This is a genomic window from Acidimicrobiales bacterium, assembly GCA_016794585.1.
GTDB lineage: Bacteria > Actinomycetota > Acidimicrobiia > Acidimicrobiales > DATDAH01 > JAEUJM01.
On the sequence record JAEUJM010000018.1, the window covers coordinates 68,433 to 90,395 of the forward strand.

The following is a 21,963-nucleotide window of genomic DNA, read 5'->3' on the forward strand; positions in this document are numbered from 1 at the left end:
GTCCCGTCTCCTCGGACCCGGTGCCGGTCCCCGGGTCGGCTGCTCCGACTGCCCGCTCATACCCGGGAGGGTATTGGACGACCGAGGGTGGCCTACCATGCGCCCATGTACTCGAGGCTCGTCAACCGGTTCTCGGCCACGCGGGCGGGGTCGTGGCTGGTCAAGCACTGGGCCGCGAAGGTCGACCCCAAGATCTTCAAGCTCACGAACGGCCGGTTCACCAGCACCGGCAAGCCGACGTTGCCGATGCTCGCAGTGACCGTGATCGGGCGGAAGTCGGGTGAACCCCGCACCGTGCAGCTGGCCTACCACCGCGATGGCGACGACTACCTCGTGGTGGCGAGCGCGATGGGCCAGGAGCGTCACCCGGCCTGGCGCTACAACCTCGAGGCCAACCCCGACGTCGAGGTGCAGGTGACGGGTCGTGCGTTCCCTGCCCGCGCCACGGTGCTCAGCGACGAGGAGAAGGAGCGGCTCTGGCCGGCCATCGCCGAGACCATCCCGCAGATGCACACCTACGTCGAGCGGACCGACCGCAACATCCGGGTCTTCCGCCTCACCGAGACCGGAGCGTGACGCGGTGACCAAGAAGCACTCGAAGAAGCACGCGAAGCAGCACGACGCCGGCCGGTCCGCGGCGGTTCCCGCCGAGCGGCCGAAGCTCAAGCGCAAGGAGTACGAACGGGAGCTGCGCCGCCTCCAGGAAGATCTGGTCCAGGTGCAGCTGTGGGCGGTGCGCACCGGCGCCAAGGTCTGCATCGTGTTCGAGGGGCGGGACACCGCTGGCAAGGGCGGCGTCATCAAGCGCATCACCGAACGGGTCAGCCCGCGCGTGTTCCGGGTGGTCGCCCTGCCGGCGCCGACCGAGCGTGAGAAGACCCAGATGTACGTCCAGCGTTATCTGCCCCACTTCCCCGCGGCGGGCGAGATCGTGATCTTCGACCGCAGCTGGTACAACCGCGCCGGCGTGGAGCGGGTCATGGGCTTCTGCTCGGAGCACGACGTGCGCCACTTCCTCGAGATGGCGCCCGGGGTCGAGAAGGCCATGGTCGACTCGGGGATCATCGTGCTGAAGTACTGGCTCGACGTCAGCCAGGACGAGCAGACCCGTCGCCTCCACGCTCGTGCCGACGACGGCCGCAAGCTGTGGAAGCTGTCGCCGATGGACCTGAAGTCCTATACGCACTGGTACGACTACTCGCGGGCCCGTGACGACATGCTGGCCGCCACGGACACCGCCTGGGCGCCGTGGTTCGTGGTCGACTCCAACGACAAGAAGCGTGCGCGCCTGAACGTCATCAGTCACCTGCTCGACCAGATCCCCTACGAGCGGACCCCGCACGAGAAGGTCCGGTTCCCGTCCCGCCAGAAGCCCGACGGGTACGTCGAGCCCGACCTGCCGCTGCGCCGGGTGCCGGCGCGCTTCTAGCGCCGACGCCGACCCGGCCCCGGGCCGGCCCGGTGCTCAGCCCCAGGTGGTGAAGGGCCGCCGGGCGAGCTGGTCGTTGTAGTACCGGTCGTCCTCGGTGACGTCGCGCCCGCACCACGGCCTCGGCGCGAGCAGGCCGTCGGCGCGGGTCTGTTCGGCCTCGGCGAGCACGAGGCCGTCGTTGGCGCCGTGGAAGACGTCGACCACCCACTCGACGCCGTCGGCCTCGCCGGTGTCGAGGACGTGGCGGGTCTTGTCGACCACGCGGTCGCCGCACGCCGCGAGCAGCAGGTCGCCCACCTCGGTGGTGACCTCGCATTCCGCCTCGGGCCGGGACGCGCCGGTGCGGGGGCCCTTCACCGTGAGGACGGCCCGGCCCCCGTCGGGCCAGCACCGGACGCGCACGCTCTGGTCACCGGACTGCTCGAGGTAGCCCTGCACCAGGTGCTCGCCGGGCGGGTCTCCGGCGAGCGCGGCGTCGAGGTCGTCCACGAGGTACTTGCGCTCGACTTCGACACCCTGGGAGGCCACGACCCCATCATCGTGCGCCGGCGCACCGGGCGCACCGCGGGAGCGCTTCAGGACAGGTTCAGCGCGAGGCCGACGAGCCCGCCGGCGAGCAGTCCGGCGCCGAGGCCGGCGGTGACGTCGAGGGGGTTGTGGGCGCCGACGTAGACCCGTCCGACCATGACGGCCAGGGTGAGGAGGGCGGGAAGCCCCAGCCAGGCGATGGCGAGGTCGTCGGCGATCACCGCCGTGATGGCGGCGACGAGCACGATGTGGCCCGAGGGGAAGCTCATGCCCGATGAGGGCACGTCGTCGCCGCGCAGCGTCGCGCCCGGCTCGCTGGTGCCCGGGCGTTGCCGTACCGCGAGATAGGGCGCCATCCATCGACGGATGAGTCGCTCGGCCAAGAGCTTGAGCGCGGCGGCCGCGAGCACGCCGACGGCCAGGCGCACATCACCCCAGACGAGCGCGAGGAGAAGGCCGGCTGCCGTGCCCACCACGAGGTTGCCGAGCTGCATCGGTAGCCACAGGGGCCAGTAGCACCAGTCGGGCAGGCCGTTGACCGCCCGGAACACCCGTTGCTCCGTGGGGTGGATCGTCGGGTGGCGGGCGCCGAGGAGCGAGAGCCCGAGGAGCGAGAGCCCGAGGACGATGGCGCCGAGGGTGGTCACGTTCACGTTGTCAGGCGCCGGCGGGCGCCACCTCGACGGGGATGCCGTTGACCACCGCGTTGTTGCTCAACGGGTCGATCAGGTGGCCGGGCGCGAGCAGGTTGTTGTTGACGCCGGCGTGCTCGCGGGCGACCGAGAGACGGGTGCCCGCCTTGTCGTGGCCCCACCCATGGGGGAGGGAGACCACGCCGCGCATCATCTCGTCGCTCACCTCGACCGCGACCTCGACGGCCCCTGCCTCGGACCGGACGAGAGCCACCTCGCCGTCGGCCACGCCCGAGGTGGCGGCGTCGTCGGGGTGGATCAGGAGCGTGCAGCGGTCCTTGCCCTTCACCAGCACCTCGACGTTGTGCATCCACGAGTTGTTCGAGCGCAGGTGGCGGCGGGAGGTCAGCACCAGACCCGTCGCGGGTCGCTCCAGGCGCTCGGCCAGGCGGGGGAGGTCGGCCAGGAAGTAGGGGTGGGCGATGGGGATGGTGCCCGACGGCGTGTTCAGCAGCTCCCGGAGGCGCGGGACCATCGGGCCCTCGTCGACGCCGTGGGGGCGTGCCTTCACCGCGTCGAGGGTGAGCCCGTCCGGCACCTCCCCGTAGCGGTCGCCGAACGGCCCGGTGCGGATCTGGAGGTCGAGCAGACGCTCGGGCCCGCCGTGGTCGTAGTGCGCCATGGCCGCGGCGGCGTCCACGCCCTGGGCCTCGCACAGTGCCGCGAAGAAGCCGTCGTCGAGCATCCCCACGTCGATGTCGTCGGCCGGGAAGCCGGCGATCATGGCGCCGAGGCGGGTGAGGATCTCCCACTCGGCGGGCCGGTCGTCGGCCGGCGGGAAGACCGCGGGGGAGAAGTTGGCCACCGAGCGCATCGCCCACATGGTGATGAGGTCGTCGAAGTGGGGCTGCTCGAGGGCGGAGAGCCCCGGGAGGATCACGTCGGCGTGGCGGGTGGTCTCGTTCAGCCAGTTGTCGACGCAGATCATCGCCTCGAGCTCGGGGAGCGCCTCGTCGAGACGGCCCGCGTCGGGCGCACTGATCACGGGATTGCCGGCGATGGTGACCAGCGCCTTGATCTGACCCTCACCAGGGGTGGCGATCTCCTCGGCCATGCAGGAGAGCGGAACCTGCCCCAGCACCTCGGGCGTGCCCCGCACCCGGCTGGACCAGCGCCCGAAGGTGACACCGTCGGCGAAGTCGGGCAGCGGCAGGGAGTTGACCCCCCACGCCACGGGGTTACCGAACATGAGGCCGCCGGCTCGGTCGAAGTTGCCCGTGAGCAGGTTGACCACGTCGACCAGCCACGAGGCGAGCGTGCCGAACTCCTGGTTGCACGTGCCGATGCGCCCGTAGACCGCCGCGGTCGGCGCCGCCGCCACCTCGTGGGCCATGCGCCGGATGGTGGCGGCGTCGATCCCGCAGGTGGCGGCCACGCGCTCGGGCGTCCAGTCCGCCGCCGCGGCGGCCAGGACGTCGAGGCCCTCGACCAGGTCGGCCAAGCCGCCGAGGTCGACGAGGTCGTCGGCGAAGAGCACCTGGACCATGGCCAGCAGCAGGGCGGCGTCGGTGCCGGGCACGATGGGCACCCACTCGTCGGCCACGTCGGCGGTGCCGGTGCGGCGGGGATCGACGACCACGACCTTGCCACCGCGGGCCTGGATCGCCTCGATCTCGCCGAGGACGTCCGGGCAGGCGAGCAGGCTGCCCTGGGATGCCTGAGGGTTGCCGCCGAGGACCACCAAGTGGTCGGTGCGCTGGATGTCGGGGGTCGGGATCCACCACATGTGCCCGTAGAGCAGCATCGTGGAGACGTTCTTGGGCCACTGGTCGACGGTGCCCGCCGAGTAGATGACGGGCAGATCGGCCAGGCCCACGAACAGCCCGACGTACCGCCCGAGCGAGAAGTTGTGGGCCGTCGGGTTGCCGATGTACGCGGAGACCGCCTGCTTGCCGTGCTCGGCGATGACGCCCGACAGCAGCTCGCCGCAGCGGGCGAACGCCTCCTCCCACGTCGCCTCGCGGAAGTCGTCACCGTCACGGATCAGGGGCACCCTCAGGCGGTCGGGGTCCTCGTGCAGGCGGCCCAGGGTGGTGCCCTTCGGGCAGAGGTAGCCCTTCGACCACACGTCGTCCTTGTCCGCCCGGATGACCGCCACGCGCTCGTTCTCGACGTGCACCTCGAGCCCGCACATTGCCTCGCAGAGCGGACACGTGCGCAGATGGACCTGTCGTTCCCCCATGGGTCGCAGCCTAGGCAGTGACGGGCGACCGGTCGGCGGCGGTGATCCGGGCATGCTTGGGCGGCGAATCAACCGGGAGACCCCAGGAGGCCGACGATGAGCACGATCCCCACTCCCGTCCGCAACTACGTCGACGGCGCACTGGCGCCGGTGGTCGAGGAGCGGACGGTGGCCGACCTCCCCGTCACCGGGACGCTGCCCGAGGAGCTGGTCGGACGCTACGTGCGCAACGGCCCGAACCCGATCGACCCCGACCCGCTCACCCAGCACTGGTTCACCGGCGCGGGGATGGTCCACGGTGTCCGCCTCGACGGAGGGCAGGCCCGCTGGTACCGCAACCGCTACGTCCGCACCGCCAACGTCACCGAGGCGCTCGGCGAGCCCGCCGTCCCGACGCCGCGCCAGGCCGAGGGTGTGAGCGGCTCGGTGAACACGAACGTGGTGGCCATCGCCGGTCGGACGTTCGCGCTGGTCGAGGCCGGCAACCCGCCGGTGGAGCTGACCGACGAGCTGGAGACGATCGCCTCGGTCGACTTCGACGGCACCCTCTCGGGGGCCTTCAGCGCACACCCGCACCGGGATCCCCGCACCGGCCGCTTCCACGCGGTCACGTACCACTGGCCGGAGGAGGCGATCCACCACGTGGTCGTCGGCCCCGACGCCCGGGTCGAGCGAGACGTGGTCGTGCCCATGGACGACCGCATCATGGTCCACGACTGCGCCATCACCGAGCGCCACGTGCTGCTGTTCGACTTCCCCGTGACCTTCGACCTGGAGGAGGCCATGGCGGGCAAGGACCTCCCCTACGCCTGGAACCCGTCACGGCCGGCGCGCGTCGGCGTGCTCCCGCTCGACGGGCCGGCCGAGGCGGTGCGGTGGTGCGAGGTCCCGCAGGGCTTCGCCTTCCACGCCTTCAACGCGTTCGAGGTGGGCGATGGTCGCATCGTGCTCGACCTCGTGGTCTGGCCCAAGGTGTTCGACGTCGACCGCCTCGGGCCGGGGGAGGGGACCAGTCGCACCGAGCGCTGGACGCTCGATCCCGCCGCGGGCACGACCGCGGTGGCTGTCCTGACCGACCTCCCGATCGAGTTCCCCCGCATCGACGAGCGCCTCACGGGGACGGCCCATCGGCTCGGCTACGCCGTCCAGATCGGCACGCCGGGGTCGGTGCACATGCCGCTGCACCGGATCGACGTCGAGCGCGGCACGACCGAGACGCTCGACCTCGGCCCCAGCTGGGCCTTCGGCGAGGTGGTCTTCGTGCCGCGCGGTGTCGGGGCGTCCGAGTCCGAGGGCTGGCTGGTCGGCTACGCCACCGACCGGGAGGCGGGTCGCAGCGACCTGGTGGTGGTGGCCGCCGACGATCTGGTCGCCGGTCCCGTCGCCCGGGTGCACCTGCCGGTGCGGGTCCCGGACGGGTTCCACGGCAACTGGCTGCCCGACGGCGTGTGAGCCGCCGGCACCCCGCAGCACCGGAGCGCGGGCGGTGTGGGAGCCGTACCCTCGCGGGGATGTGCCGAAACATCACCACCCTCCGTGGTCTCGAGCCGCCTGCCACCGAGGAGGAGGTCGAGGCCGCCGCACGCCAGTTCGTGCGCAAGATCAGCGGCATCACCCACCCGAACGCCACGGTGGAGGAGCGCTTCGAGCAGGCCGTGGCCGAGATCGCCCACATCTCGGCCCACCTGCTCGCCGACCTCCCTCCTCGCAAGCAGCCCCCGAAGAACGACCCACCGCTCCGCCGCCTGGCCGCCCGCGCCTAGCGTCGGCAACATGAACCACGGGCGGCGCCTCGCCGGGGCGGTGGCCGCGCTCGTGGTCGTCCTCGCCGTCGGGACCCTCGGCTACCTCCTGCTCGGGTTCACGGTCCTCGACTCGCTCTACCAGACGGTCACGACGGTCGCGACCGTGGGCTTCCGCGAGGTACAGCCCTTCGGCGCGGCCGAGCAGATCTTCACGATGGTGCTGATCCTGGTGGGTGCCGGCGCCGTCCTCTACGCCTTCAGCGTCCTCGTGGAGACCATCCTCGAAGGACGCCTCAACGAGCTCCTGGGGAGACGCCGCATGGAACAGACCATCGCCTCGATGCAGGACCACGTGATCATCTGCGGCTGGGGTCGCGTGGGCCGGTCCATCGGCACCGAGCTGGCGGAGGCGGGCCGTCCCCTCGTCGTGATCGACACCGAGCCCGAGGCGCTCGAGGGCGCCGTGCACGCCGTCGTGGGCGACGCCACCGAGGACGACATCTTGCGGCGCGCCGGGATCGACCGGGCGTCGGCGCTGGTGGCCGCGGCCGACAGCGACGCGGCCAACTCGTTCATCACGCTCAGCGCCCGCGCCCTGAATCCCACCTTGTTCATCGTCGCCCGCACCCGGTCGAGCGACAGCGATTACAAGCTGAGCCGGGCCGGTGCCGACCGTGTCGTCAATCCGCAGAGCATCGGTGGCGCACGGATGGCGGCGTTCGTGCTGCGGCCGCACGTCGCGGCCTTCCTCGACGTCGTCATGCACGAGCGCACGCTCGAGTTCCGGCTCGAGGAGGTGCCGATCGGGGCGGCGTCGGTGCTCGTGGGTCGGTCACTGCGGGACGCCTCGATCCGGGACCGCACGGGAGCGCTGGTCCTCGCCCTCCGTGACGAGCGCGGGAACTTCCTCACCAACCCGGATCCCGACACGGATCTCGAGGCAGGTCAGGTCGTCATCGCCATCGGCACCCAGGACGAGCTGGACGCCTTGGTGGCGCTGGTCGGCTGATCGCCGTCCAGCGCCACCGGTCGGACGGCGCCTCGTTCAGACGGGCTGGACCGTCTCGCTGCGTAGCCGAGCCACCCGCTCGGCGGTGGTGGGGTGGGTGCGGAACAGGTTGGCGAAGCGGACCTCGCGCCCGGTCAGCGGGTTGACGATGTAAGCCTGCGCCTGGGAGGGCGCCACGTCCATCGGGACGCGAGCGGCCGTGACCTCGAGCTTCTCGAGCGCACGGGCGAGGGGCTCACCCGTGCCGATCAGCTCGGCGCCGCTGCGGTCGGCCTCGAACTCGCGGTTGCGCGACAGTGCCATCTGGAGCAGGCCGGCGGCGAGCGGCGCGACCAGCGCCGCGATCAGCAGGGCGAACGGGTTGCCGTCCTCGTCGTCGCCGCCGCCCAGCATGGCCCCCCACATCGCGAGGTTGGCGATGAAGGAGATGCCGGTGGCGACCGCGGCGGCCACCGAGCCGATGAGGATGTCGCGGTTGCGGACGTGGGCGAGCTCGTGGGCGAGCACGCCCCGCACCTCGTCCCAGGAGCAGACGGCGAGGAGGCCCTCGGTCACCGCGACCGCGGCGTGCTCGGGGTTGCGCCCGGTGGCGAAGGCGTTCGGCTGCATCTCAGGTGACACGTACAACCGCGGCATCGGGATCCCGGCCCGGTCGGAGAGGTCGCGCATGACGGCGAAGTACTCCGGCATCCGGGCCTCGTCGGCGGGCACGGCCCGGGCGGCACGGATGGCGAGGGTGTCGCTCTTCCAGTAGGAGCCGCCGACGATGGCCAGGCCCAGGAGGGCGCCGATGACGGCGCCGATCGTGCCGAAGAGCGACCCGATGGCGACCAGCAGGCCGCCGAGGCCGGCGAGCAGGATGGTGGTCTTCACGGTGTTGCGGAACACGGAAAAGGCCTTTCGTAAGAAGTTTTGTTCATGTATCTAGCTACAGGTATTAACGCTGCGAGCGGCGCGTGTGTTCCCGCTCGCTCGGTGTCGCCGCGGATCGGACGAGCACCTGGGTGATGGCCCGATGCTCGGTGGCCGTCACCTCGAAGGCGGTGCCGTCGACCACGATCACGTCGCCGGGAGAGCGGGGGATGCGGCCGAGGCGGTCGAGGACGAGGCCGGCGACGGTCACGTACGGGCCGTCGGGGATCCCGGTGACCCCCACGTCGGGAAGGTCGTGCACCGGGAAGGTGCCCGGCAGGACGAGGCTGCCGTCGGCTCGGGGGTGCACGGCGAGCACGTCGGGATCGGACTCGTCGTAGATCTCCCCGACCAGCTCCTCGATCAGGTCCTCGACGGTGACGATGCCCGCCGTGGCCCCGTGCTCGTTGACGACGACGGCGAGCTGCTGGTGGCGGACCTGGAGCTCGTGGAGCGCGTCCAGGACGGCGGCGGACTCGGGGAGCGCGAAGACCTCCGATGCGACCTCACCCACGGTCTCGTGGTCGAGCAGGAGGAGATCGCGGAGGTGGACGACCCCGAGCACCTCGTCGAGGGAGCCTCCCGCCACCACCGGTGCCCGGGAGTGGCCGGACGCGGCCAGCCGCGCCAGGGCGCGCTCGGCCGGCTCGGACGCGTCGAGCACGAACACGTCCCGACGCGGCCGCAGCACGCGACGCAGGGTCCGGTCGGAGACCTCGAAGGCCCCGTCGATGATGTCGCGCTGCTTGGCGGTGAAGCTCGGCTGCGCCGCCACGAGCTCGCGGAGCTCCTCCTCGGTCACCTCCTCGCGCTGGCGGGACGGGTCCCCGCCGAGCACCCGCACGACGAGGTCCGTCGACCGCGAGAGCAACCACACCACGGGACGGGTGATGACGGTCATCGCCGAGAGCGGACGTGCGGCGACGAGGCCCCACCGCTCGGCGCGCTGCATGGCGAGCCGCTTGGGGGCGAGCTCGCCCAGGACGAGGGTCACGTAGGCGAGCACGAGCGTGACGAGGGTGACCGCCACCGGCTCGGCGAAGCTGCCGAGGAAGGACAGCGGTGCCTCGAGCGGGACCGCGAGCGACACCGCTGCGGCTGCCGAGGCCAGGAGCCCGGCAAGGGTGATGCCGACCTGGATCGTGGCCAGGAACCGGTTCGGCTCCCGCGCGAGTCCGGCCAGCACGGCGCCGGCGCCCCTCTGCGCCTCCAGGCGCTGGAGCTGGCCTTCACGTAGGGACACGAGGGCCATCTCGGTGCCGGCGAACGCGGCGTTCAGCGCGACCAGGACGGCGACCAGGCCCAGTTGGGGCAGGAGATCGTTCAAGGGATGCCTCCTCGGACATCGACTCGGCGGCGCGGGCGCGCCATGCGCCCGCTCAGGCGGAGGTGGGGAGGAGGGGTGGACCGCGTCGGGGAGGGCTCGACCAGCGCGCCGCTTCAGGAGGGCAGGCGGCACCAGGCGACCGCGGCCAGCGCCGAGTCGTCCGGTCGGAGGCGATCAGTGCTCCGTGCTGGCCTGTCCGGATGTGGTGGCACCGGGCTCGGGTCGATCGACGGCGACGGCGGCGGAGCCTGGACGGCTCGTTCAGCCGCACCTCCTCGACGACGGTGCCCGTGGAGGCCAGGGCGGTGGTCGCCGCTGGTGCGATCATCGCACCGGCTCCCGCCACCAGCAGCACGAGCAGCGCCAAGACCGCGAGCAGCGGGTTGGCGGAGCGTGCGGGTGGTTCTCGGTGCGGGGGCATCGGTCGATTCGAGCGTACCGGTCACCGCCGCGGGCCCGACGGGCGACGCCTCACCCGGCGACGGTCACCCGTGACGCCCCGAGGAAGGTGCAGATGTAGAAGTCTCCGCTCGGCCCGGGGCACGGGAAGAGGACGGATTGGATGCCCATCCCGTTGTCGGCGCGGGCGAGCTCGTCGCCGGTGACGACGTCGCGCACCACGACGTCGGCATGGTCCCCGGTGACCAACTCACCGGTCCCCGCGTAGAGCAGGAGGTGGCCGCCGTGGTCCTGGTCGTGGCGCCACCGGCGCTCGAGGGTCGTGAGGTCGAAGCCCGCCAGCACCCCGTTACCGCTGTCGTAACCCACCACCACGCCGCGGGCCTCGTCGACCACCGGGGGGTTGGCGACGAGACCACCCGGCCGACCGCACACCTCGACCATCGCCACCTCGGCCGTCGTGAGGTCGACGCGCACGAGGTGCAGCGGTGCGGTGGACACGCCGTGGCCGCGGAGCGTGCCGGTGTAGTGCTCACTGCCCTCGCCGTCGTCGAGGAACCAGGCGGCGCCGGCGGCGAGGACGCAGTCCCAGCCGTAGGTCTGACCAGCCAGCGTCCGGTACCGGGCCCTGAACCCTTCATCCAGGCGCAGGTGACCCCCGATCCAGTCGACCCGGAGCAGGTGCGTGTCGCCGACGACGTAGACCGTGTGGCCGTCGGCCGAGAGACGGGCGATCGAGGCCTCGGGCAGCACGAGGCGGTCGACGACGGTGAGGTCGTCGGGGTCGAGGGCGATCAGCTCGCAGGGCTCGCGCTCGGCGGCGGGAACGTGCCGGCCAGGGAGCGACCCACCGAAGTCCTTCGTCACGAGGTGGCCGTCGGCCAGCGCCACGAAGCTGTTGTACGGCCGGTCGCGGGGGAGTTCCGCGGCGTGGGTCGGCTGTAGCTCGGCGTCCAGGCGGTGGGCGTGGTTGCCGAACACCACGTGGACCGCGCCGTCGGGGGCGACGCCGATTCCCCCGGGCCACACCGGCCCGCCGGCGAGCTCAGGCGACTCGGCGACCGGTTCGAGGCTGACCGGGTCGATGCGTTCGACCAGGGCGACTGCGCCGTCGCCGGCCGTGTGGCGCAGCAGGAAGTAGGCGCCCGCCTCGTCGGTCACGACCATCGTCGCCGCCGGGGCGACGCGGGTCGCGACCTCGAGGCCGCGCCCCGGGCCCAGGTGGAGCCCGCCGTCCACCACCTGGCGGCGCTGCGGTCCGCCGTCCTCGTAACGCCAGCTCATGCCCCGCAGTCTGGTGCCTGGTCGGCCGACCACGTGACCTTCGCCCCTGCCCCCGGGCGTTCCCACGGGTTACGTTCCGGCCATGACACTTCTCGGACCGCTCGAGGCATTGGCCGGCGAGTGGGAGGGCGACCAGGGGCTGGACGTCTCCTTCCACCACGACATCGGGGAGGTGGCCGAGACGCCCTACCGGGAGAAGGCCACCTTCAAGCCCTTCGGTCCCGTGGAGAACGGTCGGCAGGTGCTCTACGGCCTCGACTACAAGTCGGCCATGTGGCGTGGTGACGAGGTCAACCCGTTCCACACGGAGCTGGGCTACTGGCTGTGGGACGCCGAGCTCGGCCACGTGATGCGGGCCTTCATCATCCCCCGGGGCTCGGCCATCCTGGCCGGCGGGGCGGCGGCGGCCGACGCCACCACCTTCACGCTCGTGGCCGACGCCGACGGCACCGACTACGGCATGGCCACCAACCCGTACCTCGACGCCAACGCCAAGTGCGTCCACTACGAGGTGACCGTCACGGTGGGGGACGGCGAGATGACCTACGAGGAGGACTCGGTGCTGAAGATGAGCAACCTGCCCGACCTCCTGCACCACACCGACCGCAACACGATGCAGCGCACGGTGGCCTACGCGCTAGAGGTCTGAGCAACAGCGGCGGCCTCCCGTCGTCGGAGACGACGGGCCCACCCGTCCGCCGGCCGCTCGTGCGCGCTGGCGGCGGCTCGCAGGCGCAACAGGTCGACGCGGGTCACGATGCCCACGCAACGGTCGTCGCCATCGAGGACCGGGACGTGGTCGGCCCCGTCGTCCACGAACGCGTGCAGGACGGCGAGGGCGGTGTCGTCGGGCGCGACGGCGGTGAGGGGCCCGGCCAGGGTGCGCGCGGCCGTCGCGGCGTCGACGCCCTCATCGCTGCCGCCGTCGCCGAGGAGGTCGGCGGCCGACACGACGCCGACGCACCGTCCGTCGTCGTCGACGAGAGGCAGGGCGTCGTGGCCGGTGGCCCGCAACGCGGCCTCTGCCTCCGTGAGGGTCACGTCGACCGGCAAGGTGTCCACCGGGGTGGCCATCACCGAGCGCACCGAGGTGGCCCGGAACACGTCCGGCTCGTACTCGCGGTGGACCCGCAGCCCGCGCCGTTGCAGCTTCTCGGTCATGAGCCGGTCGCGCAGCAGACTGCCGCCGACGAGGTCGGCCAGGACGGTGGCGACCATCAGCGGCAGGATCACGTCGTAGTCCCCGGTCAGCTCGAACACGAACACGATGGAGGCGAAGGCCGCACCCGTGCTGGCCCCGAAGGTCGCGGCCATGGCCACGAGGGCGAACACCTCCGGGGCCAGGCCGGCGCCGGGAACGAGGTGGTCGAAGCCGGCACCCACGAGGTAGCCGAAGCCACTGCTCACCAGGAGGACGGGTGCGAGGGTGCCGCCCGAGGTCCCCGAGCCCAGGGCGAGCCACCAGGCCACCAACTTGGCGAGGGCGATGGCGGCCACCACGCCGACGGCGAGACGGCCGTTGAGGATGTCGTCGATGACGCCGTAGCCGACGCCGAGGGCCCGCGGCACCAGGAGCCCGACGAGTCCGAAGGCGAGCCCGCCGATCACGGGGTGCCAGAAGTCGCCGACGGGCAGGCGGCGGTAGCCGGCCTCGACCAGGAACAGCCCCTGGCAGATCACCACGGCCAGGAGGCCGCAGGCGAGGCCGAGGAGGACGAAGTAGGGCAGTTGACCGAGTCCCGAGAAGGCGTGGTGGGGCACGGCGAAGAGGGGACCGTCGCCCAGGAGCAGCGAGTGCATGCCAGCGGCCACGGCGCTGGCCACCACCAGGGGGATGAGGGCGCGCGACGACAGCTCGAACAACAGCAGCTCGATGGCGAGGACCACGGCCGCCAGCGGGGTGCCGAAGGTTGCGGCCATGCCTGCGGCGGCGCCGGCGGTGAGCAGGACCTTGCGTTCGGCGGCGCTCATGGAGAGGACCTGGCCCATCAGGGAGCCCAGGGCGCCTCCGGTGACGATGATGGGCCCCTCCGCCCCGAAGGGGCCGCCCGTGCCGATGGCGACGGCGGCGGAGAGCGGCTTGGCCACGGCGGTGCGGGGCTGGATGCGGCTCTCTCGGGTGAGGACCGCCTCCATGGCCTCGGGGATGCCGTGGCCGCGGATGACCGGGGCCCAGCGCGCGAGGAGGGCCACGACGAGGCCACCCGCCATCGGCACGATCACGAGGCGGGGGCTGCGGGACAGGTCGGCGAAGTCGGGCAAGTCCCAGCCCCACTGGCCGAAGAGGGCGACGTTGGTGATCGCGCCGATGAGGTGCACGAGCACCCAGGCGGCGGCGCCGCCGAGCAGGCCGAGCACGGTGGCCAGCAGGGTCAGGAAGGCGAGGCGGGCCGGCGGCGTACGTTGATCGCCGTGATGACGGGCGAGCGCGCGCCGGTGACGGACGAGAGCAGAGTGCACGGCCAAAACATATCGTGGCACGATAGAAATAGCTCGTGGAACGAGGTTTCGTGCAATCGACCGGTGATGGGATGACCGTTCCCGACGATGTCACCGACGAGCAGTACGAGCGCCTGCTCGGGCTACGCACGGGCCTGCGCCGCTTCCTGGCTTGGAGTGAGGCGCAGGCCAGGAACGAGGGGATCACCCCGGCCCAGCACCAGCTCCTGCTCGCGGTGCGGGGTCATCCCGGGGGCGAGCCGCCGACGGTCGGCGACGTGGCGGAGTACCTGCTGCTGCGGCCGCACAGCGCCGGTGAGCTCGTGGACCGGGCGGCGGCGGCGGGCCTGGTCGAGCGGGTGGCGGACGAGGAGGACGCCCGGGTCGTCCGGGTGGGTCTCACCGACGAGGGTGCCCGACGCCTGGCCGCGCTGGCTGCCGCTCACCATGAGGAGCTGGCCCGTCTGGCGCCGCGGATGCGATCGCTCTGGGAGGGGCTCGGGACCTGAGCGGGCCCCGGTCGCTTCTCCCTGGGGTCCTCAGCGGGTAGCGGTCGGGCATGGAGCTCACCGCCACTTACCTGAACTGCACCCTCAAGCGCTCGCCGGCGCCGTCGAGCACCGACAAGATGCTCGACCTCGTCCGCGCCCAGCTGCTGGACGCGGGAGTGACCGGCGGCCCGGGCGTGCGCATCGTCGACCACCAGGTCGCCACGGGGGTCAGCCACGACGAGGGGGACGGTGACGCCTGGCCCGCAATCCGCGAGCAGATCCTGGGGGCGCAGATCCTCGTGTTCGGCACGCCCATCTGGATGGGCCACCCCGCCAGCCCCGCCCAGCGGGTGCTCGAGCGTCTCGACGCCTTCATCTCCGAGACCGACGACCGCGGCCAGATGCCGACCGTCGACCGGGTGGCGCTGGTGGCGGTGGTGGGCAACGAGGACGGCGCCCACCACGTCGGCGCCCAGCTCTACCAGGGTCTCGCCGACATCGGCTTCACCGTGCCCGCCAACGGCATGGCGTACTGGGTGGGCGAGGCCATGGGCTCGACCGACTTCGCCGACCTCGACGAGGTGCCCGAGAAGGTCCAGGCCACGGTCCAGACCGCGACCGCCAATGCCGTGCACCTCGCCCGCCTGCTGGCCGGCGACCCCTATCCCTCGGTCGGCTGAACAGCGTCGACCCGCGCAGAGCGGTGCGAGAGGCGATCGGCCAGCCAGGCGGCGTCGTGCCAGGCGTGGCCGTCGAAGTCGTTGTTGAAGTAGGCGTAGACGTCGGTGCCCTCGTCCAGCCATCCGGCCAGTCGGTCGGCGGTCCGCCACAGGCGACGCCCGCCGTAACGGCCGACGTACTTCTCGGTCAGGGCGTGGGGGCCGTGGAAGCGCACGTACGCCCAGTCGGTGGTGCGCAGCCACGGGTGGTCGGGGAGCAGGTCGTGGAGGCACAGGGCCGCACCATGGCGCTCGAGCGTGGCGAAGACGTCGTCGTGCAGCCACGAGGGGTCGCGCACCTCCACCGCCCACCGCAGGCGGCGGGGTGCGGCGGCCAGGAACTCGTCGAGGCGGGCGACGTCACGGCCCCAATGCGGAGGGAGCTGCAGCAGATTGGGGCCGAGGTGCCCACCGAGCAGGTCGACCCGCTCGAGGTGGTGGGCCAGCCACACGGGAGCGTCGCGCAGCTTGCGGCGGTGGCTGCCGTACTGGCCCACCTTGAGGGCGTAGAGGAACCCGGGCGGCGCCTGCTCCGCCCAATGCTCGACGGTGGACGCCGGGGGGAGCCGGTAGAAGGTGTTGTTGATCTCGACGGTGTCGAAGTGGTCGGCGTAGTGGGCGAACCACTGTCGCTGGGGGAGCCCCGCCGGGTAGATCACGCCCCGCCAGTCCTTGTACACCCACCCGGAGCACCCGATGCGGGCCCGCCCCGTCATCGATGTGGTCACGTCCTGAGGAGACCACGTCGGATCGACGCCGACCATGGCCGTCGGTCCCGATCTGCGCCGCGCCGGCCTCAGAGCCGGGGGGCGACCTCGCGGCGGTAGAAGTCGAGGAAGCCGGTCAGGTCCGGACCGACCTGCTGCACGTGCACCGCGGTGAACCCCGCCTTGTCGTACTCCTGGATCTTCGCCACGTAGCGCTCGGGGTCCGGGCCGCACACGATGCTCTCGGCCACGTGGTCCTCGGTCACGAGCTCGGCGGCCTGCTCGAAGTGGGCCGGCATGGGCAGCTCCTGGTTGAGCTCACCCGGGACCCCGGCTTGCGCCCAGAGCTCGTGGGCGACCTTGCGGGCGGCGGCTTCGTCCTCGCCCCAGCAGACCTTGAAGCCGCCTTCGACGGCCTTGCCGGCGCCTCCCGCCTCCTGGAAGGTGCTCACCAGATCGGCGTCGGGCCCCGTCACGGCGTAGCCGTCGCCGATCCGGCCCGCGAGCGCGGCCGATTTCGGGCCGAATCCCGAGACGATGACCTCGACGGGCTCGTCGGGGAGGTCGTAGAGGCGGGCATTTTGGACCGTGTAGTGCCGCCCACGGTGGCTCTGGACGCCTCCCTCCCACAAGAGGCGCATGACCTCGACCGCCTCCTCGAGCATCTCCATGCGCACCTCGGCCTCGGGCCAGGCGTCGCCGAGGACGTGCTCGTTGAGGTTCTCGCCGGTGCCGACCCCGAGGCGGAAACGGCCCCCGGAGAGCACGGCGGTGGTGGCCGCGGCGTGGGCCACGACCGCCGGGTGGATGCGGATGGTCGGGCAGGTCACCGCGGTGGTGAGGGTCAGATTGGTCGTGGTGGCCAACGCACCGAGCACCGACCACACGAACGGGCTGTGGCCCTGACGGTCGGACCACGGGTGGAAGTGGTCCGAGATCCACACCCGCTCGAAGCCCGCTTCCTCGACCTGGCGGCCCATGGCCACCAGATCCCGCGGGCCGTGCTCTTCGGACGAGAGGAAGGAACCGATCTCCATTCCCGCCGTCTACCCGGCAGGCGGCGGCGGGCAGAACCCCGGCGGTCGTCGGCGAGCGAAAACGACACGAGGCGACGGCGGCCGGGATACGGCCACCGTCGCCCCGGGTCAGGCGTGGGGTGGGCTCAGATGCCGAGGACCTTGGCCTTGGCGGCCGCGAACTCCTCGTCGGTGAGCAGGCCCTGGGCCTTCAGCTCGCCCAGGCGGGCGATCTGGTCGGCCGGCGTCTCGTCGGCGGCCGCGGCGGCGGGGGCCGGCGGGGGCGGGGGCGGGGCGGCCTGCGCCTGCTGCTGGTAGACGTCCTGTTGGTACGCGGCGTTGCGGTCCGCATAGATCTGGGCGTCACGGCTGGCGTACTTCTCGGCCTGGCGGCGCTGCACCCGGCCGCTCACGGCGGTGGCGGTGCCGGCCACGACGGCGGTGCGGGCGACGCCTCGAAGCAGTCCTGGCATGTCGTTCTCCTCTGGGTCTCGTGCGTGCGGTTCTGTCGGTCTGGTTGGTCGCTCAGTCGGCGGCTTCGAGCGCGTCGAGCGCGTCGAGCACGTCGGCGGCGTTGATGCGGGCGGAGGCGACGAGCTCGCCACCGGCCCGGCGGACGGCGCCCACGAAGGGGGCGGCCCAGGCGTTCTCGTAGACCAGCAGGGCGCCCAGCTTGCCCGGCTCGAGAGCCTCGCCGGCGGCGACGATGTCCTCGTCGTCGAGGATGCCCGACTGGGCCCCGGCGATGGCGCTGAAGTCACCCGCGGCCTCCGCGGCGACGTCGGCCAGGTCGACGGCGGCGACGTTGCCGTCGAGGTCCTTGGCCAGCAGGGCCACGTCGAAGAGGCGGATGATGCCGCTCTCCACGAGGTCGAGGACGGCGGCCGCGGCCTCGCCGCGCACCTTGTCGGGGTCGAGTTCGATGAGGATGAAGTCGATCGGCCCGATCGCTTCGGCGTCCGTGGTCACCAGCGGCTCCTTGTTGTCGCGGCCATGAGGTTGGCGTCGAGCCGAGGGTATCCCAGCGATTACAGCGGGTCACCACCCGGAATGGACGAGACGCCCGCACGGCGCCCGAGGGCCAGCTCAGCCCGGGAGCGCCGCTCGCACCTCGGCCAGGAAGGGGCCGAGGACGGTGCTGACCTGCTCGGCCGCCACGGCCGGTGGCACCGTCGGGACGGTGGCATGGCTGATGGCGAGTCGGACGAGCAACTCGCACACGAGCCGGGTCTCGGTGACCGGGAGCTCGGGCCAGTTGCCGAGCACGAACTCGGTGAGACGGTCGGTGCTCGTGAGCAGGACGGGCAGCCCGGCGGAGCTGGCGACGAGGGCGTGGAGGCCCTCTGCGCCGGTCGCGGCCTCGAGGGCACGGACGAGGGGATGCTCGGCGGCCAGTTCGAGGAACACCCGGAAGGCGTCCTCGAGCGCACCGCCGAGGTCGTCGGAGCGGGCGCCGACGACGCGCTGGATCTCGTCGAGGAACTGCTCGGACGCCCACAGGACGTAGGCCTGGGCGAGCTCGTCGCGGGAGCCGAATTCGTTGTAGAGCGTCTGGCGGCTCACGCCGGCGGCGCGTGCGACCTCGGCCATCGTGATCGACCCCCAGGGCCGGTCGGCGGCCAGGTCGTCCATGGCACCGAACACCGTGCTGCGCAGCAGGAGCCTCGACGCGTCGGCGAAGCGCCGGGGGCCGCCCGCCTCGTCGCCGCCCTCGATCGTGCTCACGGGGTCGACCCTACGCCTCGGCCCCGTGGGCGGCGAGGAGTCGCGCCCGCCGGCGAGGGTGGACGTTGACCCGGGTCAGGTCGCCGTCGTAGAAGGCCAGGACCCGGGGGTCCATGACCTTGCGCCACAGCGGCGGGACCGTGGCCAGCACGACCATCCCCGCGTAGCCCGTGGGCAGCTGCGGCACGTCGTCGAAGTGGCGCAGCGTCTGGAAGCGGCGGGTGGGGTACGCGTGGTGGTCGCTGTGGCGCTGCAGTTGGTACAGCAGCACGTTCGAGGCCACGTTGCTGGCGTTCCAGGAGTGCTCGGGCCGGCAGCGCTCGTAACGGCCGTTCTCCTTGCGCTCGCGCAGCAGGCCGTAGTGCTCGATGTAGTTGACGACCTCGAGCAGCAGGAACCCGAGCACCGCCTGCACGACCAGCCAGGGCGCCACGGCCCAGCCGAACACGGCGATGAGGCCGCCGAAGAGGACCGCGGTCATGGCCCAGGCGTTGAGCACGTCGTTGCGGGGGGACCAGAAGCGCTCACCGGCGCGTCGTCGTCGGTCACGCTCGATCTCGAGGGCCGAGCGGACGGCGCCCACGACGGTCCGGGGCACGAAGGCGTAGAAGCTCTCGCCGAAGCGCGAGGACGCCGGGTCCTCGGGGGTGGACACCCGCTGGTGGTGGCCCCGGTTGTGCTCGACGTAGAAGTGGCCGTACGCGGACTGGGCGAGGGCGACCTTGGCCAGCCACCGCTCGAGGGTGGGGTGCTTGTGGCCGAGCTCGTGGGCGGTGTTGATGGCGATGCCGGCCACGCAGCCGACGGTGACGGCGAGTCCCAGGGCGGCGAAGGTGGACAGCTCGCCCGAGGCCCACATCGAGCACGCCCACACCAGCGAGGCGAACTGGAGGGGAAGGTAGGCGTAGGTGAGGCGGCGGTAGTAGCGGTCGGCGTCGAGGGCGGCGGTCGCGTCCTCGGGAGGGTTGAGGGTGTCGAGGCCGAGTGCCTGATCCAACAGGGGCATCAGCCCGAAGACGAGCACCGGGCCGATCCACCAGAAGCCGCTCCAGCCGGTGAGCGCGACCAGACCGCCGGCCACGAAGGGCAGGAGGGGCACCACGAGGGCGAGCGGCCAGAACGCTCGGCGAGGGTCGCGCCAGGAGCGCGGGGCGGGGGTGTCGTCGTCGTCGGTCAGGGGGCCGGATGCGTGGACATCGGAGAGCGCCATGTCCGCACCTTGTACAAATCAGACCCATATGTCAAGATGCTTTGCATCCGACCGACCTACGTCCAGGTCCGGCTGCACGGCCCGGACGGGAAAGGCCCACCCATGCACCCCGTCGCCGCCGAGACCGACAACCTCCTCGTCGAGGCCGAGTCCGTCACCCAGTTCACCTGGGACTACGAGCCGTCGAACGTCCAGCTCACCCGCCTCTACGAGAAGGGCAAGGTGTCCCAGTGGAACGCGACGACTGACGTCGACTGGTCACCCGACGTCTGCTGGGGTGAGCCTGATCCGTCGCTGAGCGAGGAGGAGCGCGCCATGATCGGCAGCTTCCTCAACCTCGACGCGCCGGACTCGCCGTTCGCGGGCATGACCGAGGAACAGCGCGCCGTCGTGGGCTGGGAGCTCCAGGCCTGGATGGTCAGCCAGTTCATGCACGGCGAACAGGGCGCGCTGGTGGCCACCGCCCGCCTCGTCGAGACGGTGCCCGACATCGAGTCGAAGTACTACGCCGCCAACCAGGTGAACGACGAGGCCCGCCACGTCGAGGCCTACGCCACCTACCTGAACACCAAGCTGCCCGGGCACGAGTACGAGATCTCGAAGCCTCTCGAGGCGCTGCTGGTCGACATCATGACCGAGAAGCGCTGGGACATCACCTACCTCGGCATGCAGATCATGGTGGAGGGCCTCGCCCTCGCCGCGTTCGGCATGGGCAACGTGATGTTCAACGACCCGGTCATCAAGCAGATCACCGATCTGGTCATGCGCGACGAGGCCCGTCACGTGGCCTTCGGGGTGCTGGCCCTCAAGGAGGTCGTCCCGCAGCTGTCGTCGGCCGAGCTGGCCGACCGAGAGGAGTTCCTGCTCGAGGCCACCGACCTGATGTACCGCCGCTTCCTGCTCGAGCAGTTGTGGGAGCGCCTCGAGGTCGACGTCGAGGAGGGCAAGGCCTTCGCTGCCACCAATCCCCTCATGATCATGTTCCGCCAGGTGCTGTTCTCGAAGATCGTCCCCAACGTCAACAAGCTCGGCTTGATGACCCCGCGGGTCCGCCAGTGCTTCGAGGACCTCCAGGTCGCCCAGTTCGCCGACCACCTCGACACCGCCAGCGAGGAGCTGGCGTCGATCGCCGGCGCCGAGTCCCTCGCCGACGTCGCCCGCACCGCCGGCTGACCCTCGAACCCCGCCCATCTGGTACACGGCTCGCCACGCTGGCGTAGCCAGGTAGGTACCAGAACGGTCAGGGTGGTGGGATCAGGTGACGCCGGCGGCCCAGGCTCGGGTGCCCTCGTCGGCGGGGAGCTGCACGACGAGGCGGGCGTCGGGGGTTCCCGCGGCGATGAGCACCTGGTAGGCGAACGTGAGCACGGCGCCGTCGGGACCGTGGAAGCGCCGCCGCCTCGAGGTGAGTCCGGCCACGTCGTGGCTCGGCCACCAGGCGTCGAACTCGGGGCTGGCGGCCCGCAGGCGCTCGACCAGTGCGACGGTGGCGGGGTCGTCGCGATGCGGGGTGATGTCGGCCCGGAACTGCGAGAGCACCCGTCGGGCCTCGTCCTCCCAGTCGACGATGAGGGCGCGACCCTCGGGGCGGGCGAACACCGACCAGACCAGGGTGCGCTCGTCGTCGGGCAGGGCGTCGATGGCCGGGTAGAGCCGGGCCTGCGCGCGGTTCCACGCCAGGTACTCCCAGCGGGGGCCGAGGACGTAGGCAGGGGCGGGCTCCAGCGCGTCGAGCAGTGCGTCGAGATCCTCGGGGACGGTGACGTCGGCCGTCGTGGCGGTCACGCCGTGGGTGGTGTGGCCGGCGAGCTCGAAGAGGTGGTCGCGCTCGACCGGGTCGAGGCGCAGCACCCGGGCCACCGCGTCGAGCACGTCGGCCGAGGCGTTGATGGGCCGACCCTGCTCCAGCCACGTGTACCAGCTGACCGAGACGCCCGCGAGCAACGCCACCTCCTCCCGGCGCAGGCCTGGGGTGCGTCGGCGCCCACCCGTGGGCAGGCCGGCATCCTCGGGTGAGACCGCGGCCCGGCGCGCCTTGAGGAACTCGGCGAGGTCGCTGCGGCGCATCCCGCCAGTGGACCACAGGTGGCGTCGGCGAGGGTGGTGGTGGCGGTCCCTGGATGGACGCGCCCTTCCCTCGGCGCGA

Annotated in this window: 23 protein-coding genes; 9 read left to right on the forward strand and 14 right to left on the reverse strand. The window is 71.8% G+C overall.

Annotated features, from left to right (window positions below; genetic code table 11):
• The first annotated feature begins 105 nt into the window (after positions 1 to 105).
• Complete coding sequence (locus JNK12_10370) at positions 106 to 576, forward strand: nitroreductase family deazaflavin-dependent oxidoreductase (protein ID MBL8776329.1); 471 nt, start codon at positions 106 to 108, stop codon at positions 574 to 576.
• Between the two features lie 4 nt (positions 577 to 580).
• Positions 581 to 1,429, forward strand: a complete 849-nt coding sequence (gene ppk2 / locus JNK12_10375; GenBank protein ID MBL8776330.1) for a polyphosphate kinase 2 — start codon at positions 581 to 583, stop codon at positions 1,427 to 1,429.
• Positions 1,430 to 1,465: 36 nt separating this feature from the next.
• Here the strand turns inward: ppk2 and JNK12_10380 are convergent, their stop codons facing one another.
• Genes JNK12_10380 through JNK12_10390 form a run of 3 tightly spaced genes read right to left on the reverse strand, consistent with a single transcriptional unit; the run spans position 1,466 to position 4,834 of the window.
• On the reverse strand, positions 1,466 to 1,960 hold the full coding sequence (locus JNK12_10380; protein ID MBL8776331.1) for a CYTH domain-containing protein: 495 nt from the start codon (positions 1,958 to 1,960) through the stop codon (positions 1,466 to 1,468).
• 47 nt (positions 1,961 to 2,007) lie between these two features.
• Positions 2,008 to 2,613 (reverse strand): phosphatase PAP2 family protein, encoded by a 606-nt coding sequence (locus JNK12_10385; GenBank protein ID MBL8776332.1) that lies wholly within the window; start codon positions 2,611 to 2,613, stop codon positions 2,008 to 2,010.
• A 4-nt stretch (positions 2,614 to 2,617) separates the two neighbouring features.
• Positions 2,618 to 4,834, reverse strand: a complete 2,217-nt coding sequence (locus JNK12_10390; protein ID MBL8776333.1) for a molybdopterin-dependent oxidoreductase — start codon at positions 4,832 to 4,834, stop codon at positions 2,618 to 2,620.
• Between the two features lie 96 nt (positions 4,835 to 4,930).
• Here JNK12_10390 and JNK12_10395 point away from each other — a divergent pair, with 96 nt between their 5' ends.
• Genes JNK12_10395 through JNK12_10405 form a run of 3 tightly spaced genes read left to right on the forward strand, consistent with a single transcriptional unit; the run spans position 4,931 to position 7,588 of the window.
• Positions 4,931 to 6,286, forward strand: coding sequence for a carotenoid oxygenase family protein (locus JNK12_10395; protein ID MBL8776334.1), 1,356 nt, complete (start codon positions 4,931 to 4,933; stop codon positions 6,284 to 6,286).
• A gap of 59 nt (positions 6,287 to 6,345) precedes the next feature.
• A complete protein-coding gene (locus JNK12_10400) occupies positions 6,346 to 6,597 on the forward strand; it encodes a DUF2277 domain-containing protein (protein MBL8776335.1) in 252 nt (83 codons plus the stop codon).
• 10 nt (positions 6,598 to 6,607) lie between these two features.
• The gene (locus JNK12_10405; GenBank protein MBL8776336.1) at positions 6,608 to 7,588 is read left to right on the forward strand and encodes a potassium channel protein; all 981 of its coding nucleotides are present in this window, start codon (positions 6,608 to 6,610) and stop codon (positions 7,586 to 7,588) included.
• A gap of 36 nt (positions 7,589 to 7,624) precedes the next feature.
• Here the strand turns inward: JNK12_10405 and JNK12_10410 are convergent, their stop codons facing one another.
• The 3 genes from JNK12_10410 to JNK12_10420 form a co-directional block, all read right to left on the reverse strand.
• Positions 7,625 to 8,476 carry a zinc metalloprotease HtpX gene (locus JNK12_10410; protein MBL8776337.1) on the reverse strand — a complete coding sequence of 284 codons (852 nt, stop codon included), beginning with the start codon at positions 8,474 to 8,476 and terminating at the stop codon, positions 7,625 to 7,627.
• A 49-nt stretch (positions 8,477 to 8,525) separates the two neighbouring features.
• The gene (locus tag JNK12_10415) at positions 8,526 to 9,827 is read right to left on the reverse strand and encodes an HlyC/CorC family transporter (GenBank protein ID MBL8776338.1); all 1,302 of its coding nucleotides are present in this window, start codon (positions 9,825 to 9,827) and stop codon (positions 8,526 to 8,528) included.
• Between the two features lie 471 nt (positions 9,828 to 10,298).
• On the reverse strand, positions 10,299 to 11,510 hold the full coding sequence (locus JNK12_10420) for a hypothetical protein (GenBank protein MBL8776339.1): 1,212 nt from the start codon (positions 11,508 to 11,510) through the stop codon (positions 10,299 to 10,301).
• An 82-nt stretch (positions 11,511 to 11,592) separates the two neighbouring features.
• Between JNK12_10420 and JNK12_10425 the strand changes: the two genes are divergently transcribed.
• Positions 11,593 to 12,159: an FABP family protein gene (locus JNK12_10425; GenBank protein MBL8776340.1), complete on the forward strand. Its 567-nt coding sequence runs from the start codon at positions 11,593 to 11,595 to the stop codon at positions 12,157 to 12,159.
• Here the strand turns inward: JNK12_10425 and JNK12_10430 are convergent.
• Positions 12,141 to 13,970: a chloride channel protein gene (locus JNK12_10430; protein MBL8776341.1), complete on the reverse strand. Its 1,830-nt coding sequence runs from the start codon at positions 13,968 to 13,970 to the stop codon at positions 12,141 to 12,143. The genes JNK12_10425 and JNK12_10430 overlap by 19 nt on opposite strands.
• Before the next feature lie 71 nt (positions 13,971 to 14,041).
• Here JNK12_10430 and JNK12_10435 point away from each other — a divergent pair, with 71 nt between their 5' ends.
• Complete coding sequence (locus JNK12_10435; protein ID MBL8776342.1) at positions 14,042 to 14,458, forward strand: MarR family transcriptional regulator; 417 nt, start codon at positions 14,042 to 14,044, stop codon at positions 14,456 to 14,458.
• A 50-nt stretch (positions 14,459 to 14,508) separates the two neighbouring features.
• Complete coding sequence (locus JNK12_10440) at positions 14,509 to 15,120, forward strand: NAD(P)H-dependent oxidoreductase (protein MBL8776343.1); 612 nt, start codon at positions 14,509 to 14,511, stop codon at positions 15,118 to 15,120.
• Here the strand turns inward: JNK12_10440 and JNK12_10445 are convergent.
• From JNK12_10445 to JNK12_10470, 6 genes are all read right to left on the reverse strand, one after another.
• A complete protein-coding gene (locus tag JNK12_10445) occupies positions 15,102 to 15,887 on the reverse strand; it encodes a DUF72 domain-containing protein (protein ID MBL8776344.1) in 786 nt (261 codons plus the stop codon). The genes JNK12_10440 and JNK12_10445 overlap by 19 nt on opposite strands.
• A 68-nt stretch (positions 15,888 to 15,955) precedes the next feature.
• A complete protein-coding gene (locus tag JNK12_10450; protein MBL8776345.1) occupies positions 15,956 to 16,903 on the reverse strand; it encodes a TIGR03557 family F420-dependent LLM class oxidoreductase in 948 nt (315 codons plus the stop codon).
• 125 nt (positions 16,904 to 17,028) lie between these two features.
• Positions 17,029 to 17,355, reverse strand: coding sequence for an SHOCT domain-containing protein (locus JNK12_10455; protein MBL8776346.1), 327 nt, complete (start codon positions 17,353 to 17,355; stop codon positions 17,029 to 17,031).
• A gap of 52 nt (positions 17,356 to 17,407) precedes the next feature.
• Positions 17,408 to 17,851, reverse strand: a complete 444-nt coding sequence (locus tag JNK12_10460; GenBank protein MBL8776347.1) for a hypothetical protein — start codon at positions 17,849 to 17,851, stop codon at positions 17,408 to 17,410.
• Positions 17,852 to 17,968: 117 nt separating this feature from the next.
• Positions 17,969 to 18,607: a TetR family transcriptional regulator gene (locus JNK12_10465; GenBank protein ID MBL8776348.1), complete on the reverse strand. Its 639-nt coding sequence runs from the start codon at positions 18,605 to 18,607 to the stop codon at positions 17,969 to 17,971.
• A 10-nt stretch (positions 18,608 to 18,617) separates the two neighbouring features.
• Positions 18,618 to 19,817, reverse strand: coding sequence for an alkane 1-monooxygenase (locus JNK12_10470; protein ID MBL8776349.1), 1,200 nt, complete (start codon positions 19,815 to 19,817; stop codon positions 18,618 to 18,620).
• A 102-nt stretch (positions 19,818 to 19,919) separates the two neighbouring features.
• Between JNK12_10470 and JNK12_10475 the strand changes: the two genes are divergently transcribed.
• Positions 19,920 to 20,990: a ferritin-like domain-containing protein gene (locus JNK12_10475; GenBank protein MBL8776350.1), complete on the forward strand. Its 1,071-nt coding sequence runs from the start codon at positions 19,920 to 19,922 to the stop codon at positions 20,988 to 20,990.
• Between the two features lie 81 nt (positions 20,991 to 21,071).
• Here the strand turns inward: JNK12_10475 and JNK12_10480 are convergent, their stop codons facing one another.
• Positions 21,072 to 21,884 carry a helix-turn-helix domain-containing protein gene (locus JNK12_10480; protein MBL8776351.1) on the reverse strand — a complete coding sequence of 271 codons (813 nt, stop codon included), beginning with the start codon at positions 21,882 to 21,884 and terminating at the stop codon, positions 21,072 to 21,074.
• Between the last annotated feature and the right edge of the window lie 79 nt (positions 21,885 to 21,963).

What these genes read in the sequence shown, in the direction of transcription:
- JNK12_10455 (MBL8776346.1), bottom strand. Translation starts at nt 17,355, where the DNA reads ATGCCAGGACTGCTTCGAGGCGTCGCCCGCACCGCCGTCGTGGCCGGC.
- JNK12_10400 (MBL8776335.1), top strand. Translation starts at nt 6,346, where the DNA reads ATGTGCCGAAACATCACCACCCTCCGTGGTCTCGAGCCGCCTGCCACC.
- JNK12_10440 (MBL8776343.1), top strand. Translation starts at nt 14,509, where the DNA reads ATGGAGCTCACCGCCACTTACCTGAACTGCACCCTCAAGCGCTCGCCG.
- JNK12_10425 (MBL8776340.1), top strand. Translation starts at nt 11,593, where the DNA reads ATGACACTTCTCGGACCGCTCGAGGCATTGGCCGGCGAGTGGGAGGGC.
- JNK12_10435 (MBL8776342.1), top strand. Translation starts at nt 14,042, where the DNA reads ATGACCGTTCCCGACGATGTCACCGACGAGCAGTACGAGCGCCTGCTC.
- JNK12_10475 (MBL8776350.1), top strand. Translation starts at nt 19,920, where the DNA reads ATGCACCCCGTCGCCGCCGAGACCGACAACCTCCTCGTCGAGGCCGAG.
- JNK12_10370 (MBL8776329.1), top strand. Translation starts at nt 106, where the DNA reads ATGTACTCGAGGCTCGTCAACCGGTTCTCGGCCACGCGGGCGGGGTCG.
- JNK12_10395 (MBL8776334.1), top strand. Translation starts at nt 4,931, where the DNA reads ATGAGCACGATCCCCACTCCCGTCCGCAACTACGTCGACGGCGCACTG.
- JNK12_10390 (MBL8776333.1), bottom strand. Translation starts at nt 4,834, where the DNA reads ATGGGGGAACGACAGGTCCATCTGCGCACGTGTCCGCTCTGCGAGGCA.
- JNK12_10480 (MBL8776351.1), bottom strand. Translation starts at nt 21,884, where the DNA reads ATGCGCCGCAGCGACCTCGCCGAGTTCCTCAAGGCGCGCCGGGCCGCG.
- JNK12_10470 (MBL8776349.1), bottom strand. Translation starts at nt 19,817, where the DNA reads ATGGCGCTCTCCGATGTCCACGCATCCGGCCCCCTGACCGACGACGAC.
- JNK12_10405 (MBL8776336.1), top strand. Translation starts at nt 6,608, where the DNA reads ATGAACCACGGGCGGCGCCTCGCCGGGGCGGTGGCCGCGCTCGTGGTC.
- JNK12_10450 (MBL8776345.1), bottom strand. Translation starts at nt 16,903, where the DNA reads ATGGAGATCGGTTCCTTCCTCTCGTCCGAAGAGCACGGCCCGCGGGAT.
- JNK12_10420 (MBL8776339.1), bottom strand. Translation starts at nt 11,510, where the DNA reads ATGAGCTGGCGTTACGAGGACGGCGGACCGCAGCGCCGCCAGGTGGTG.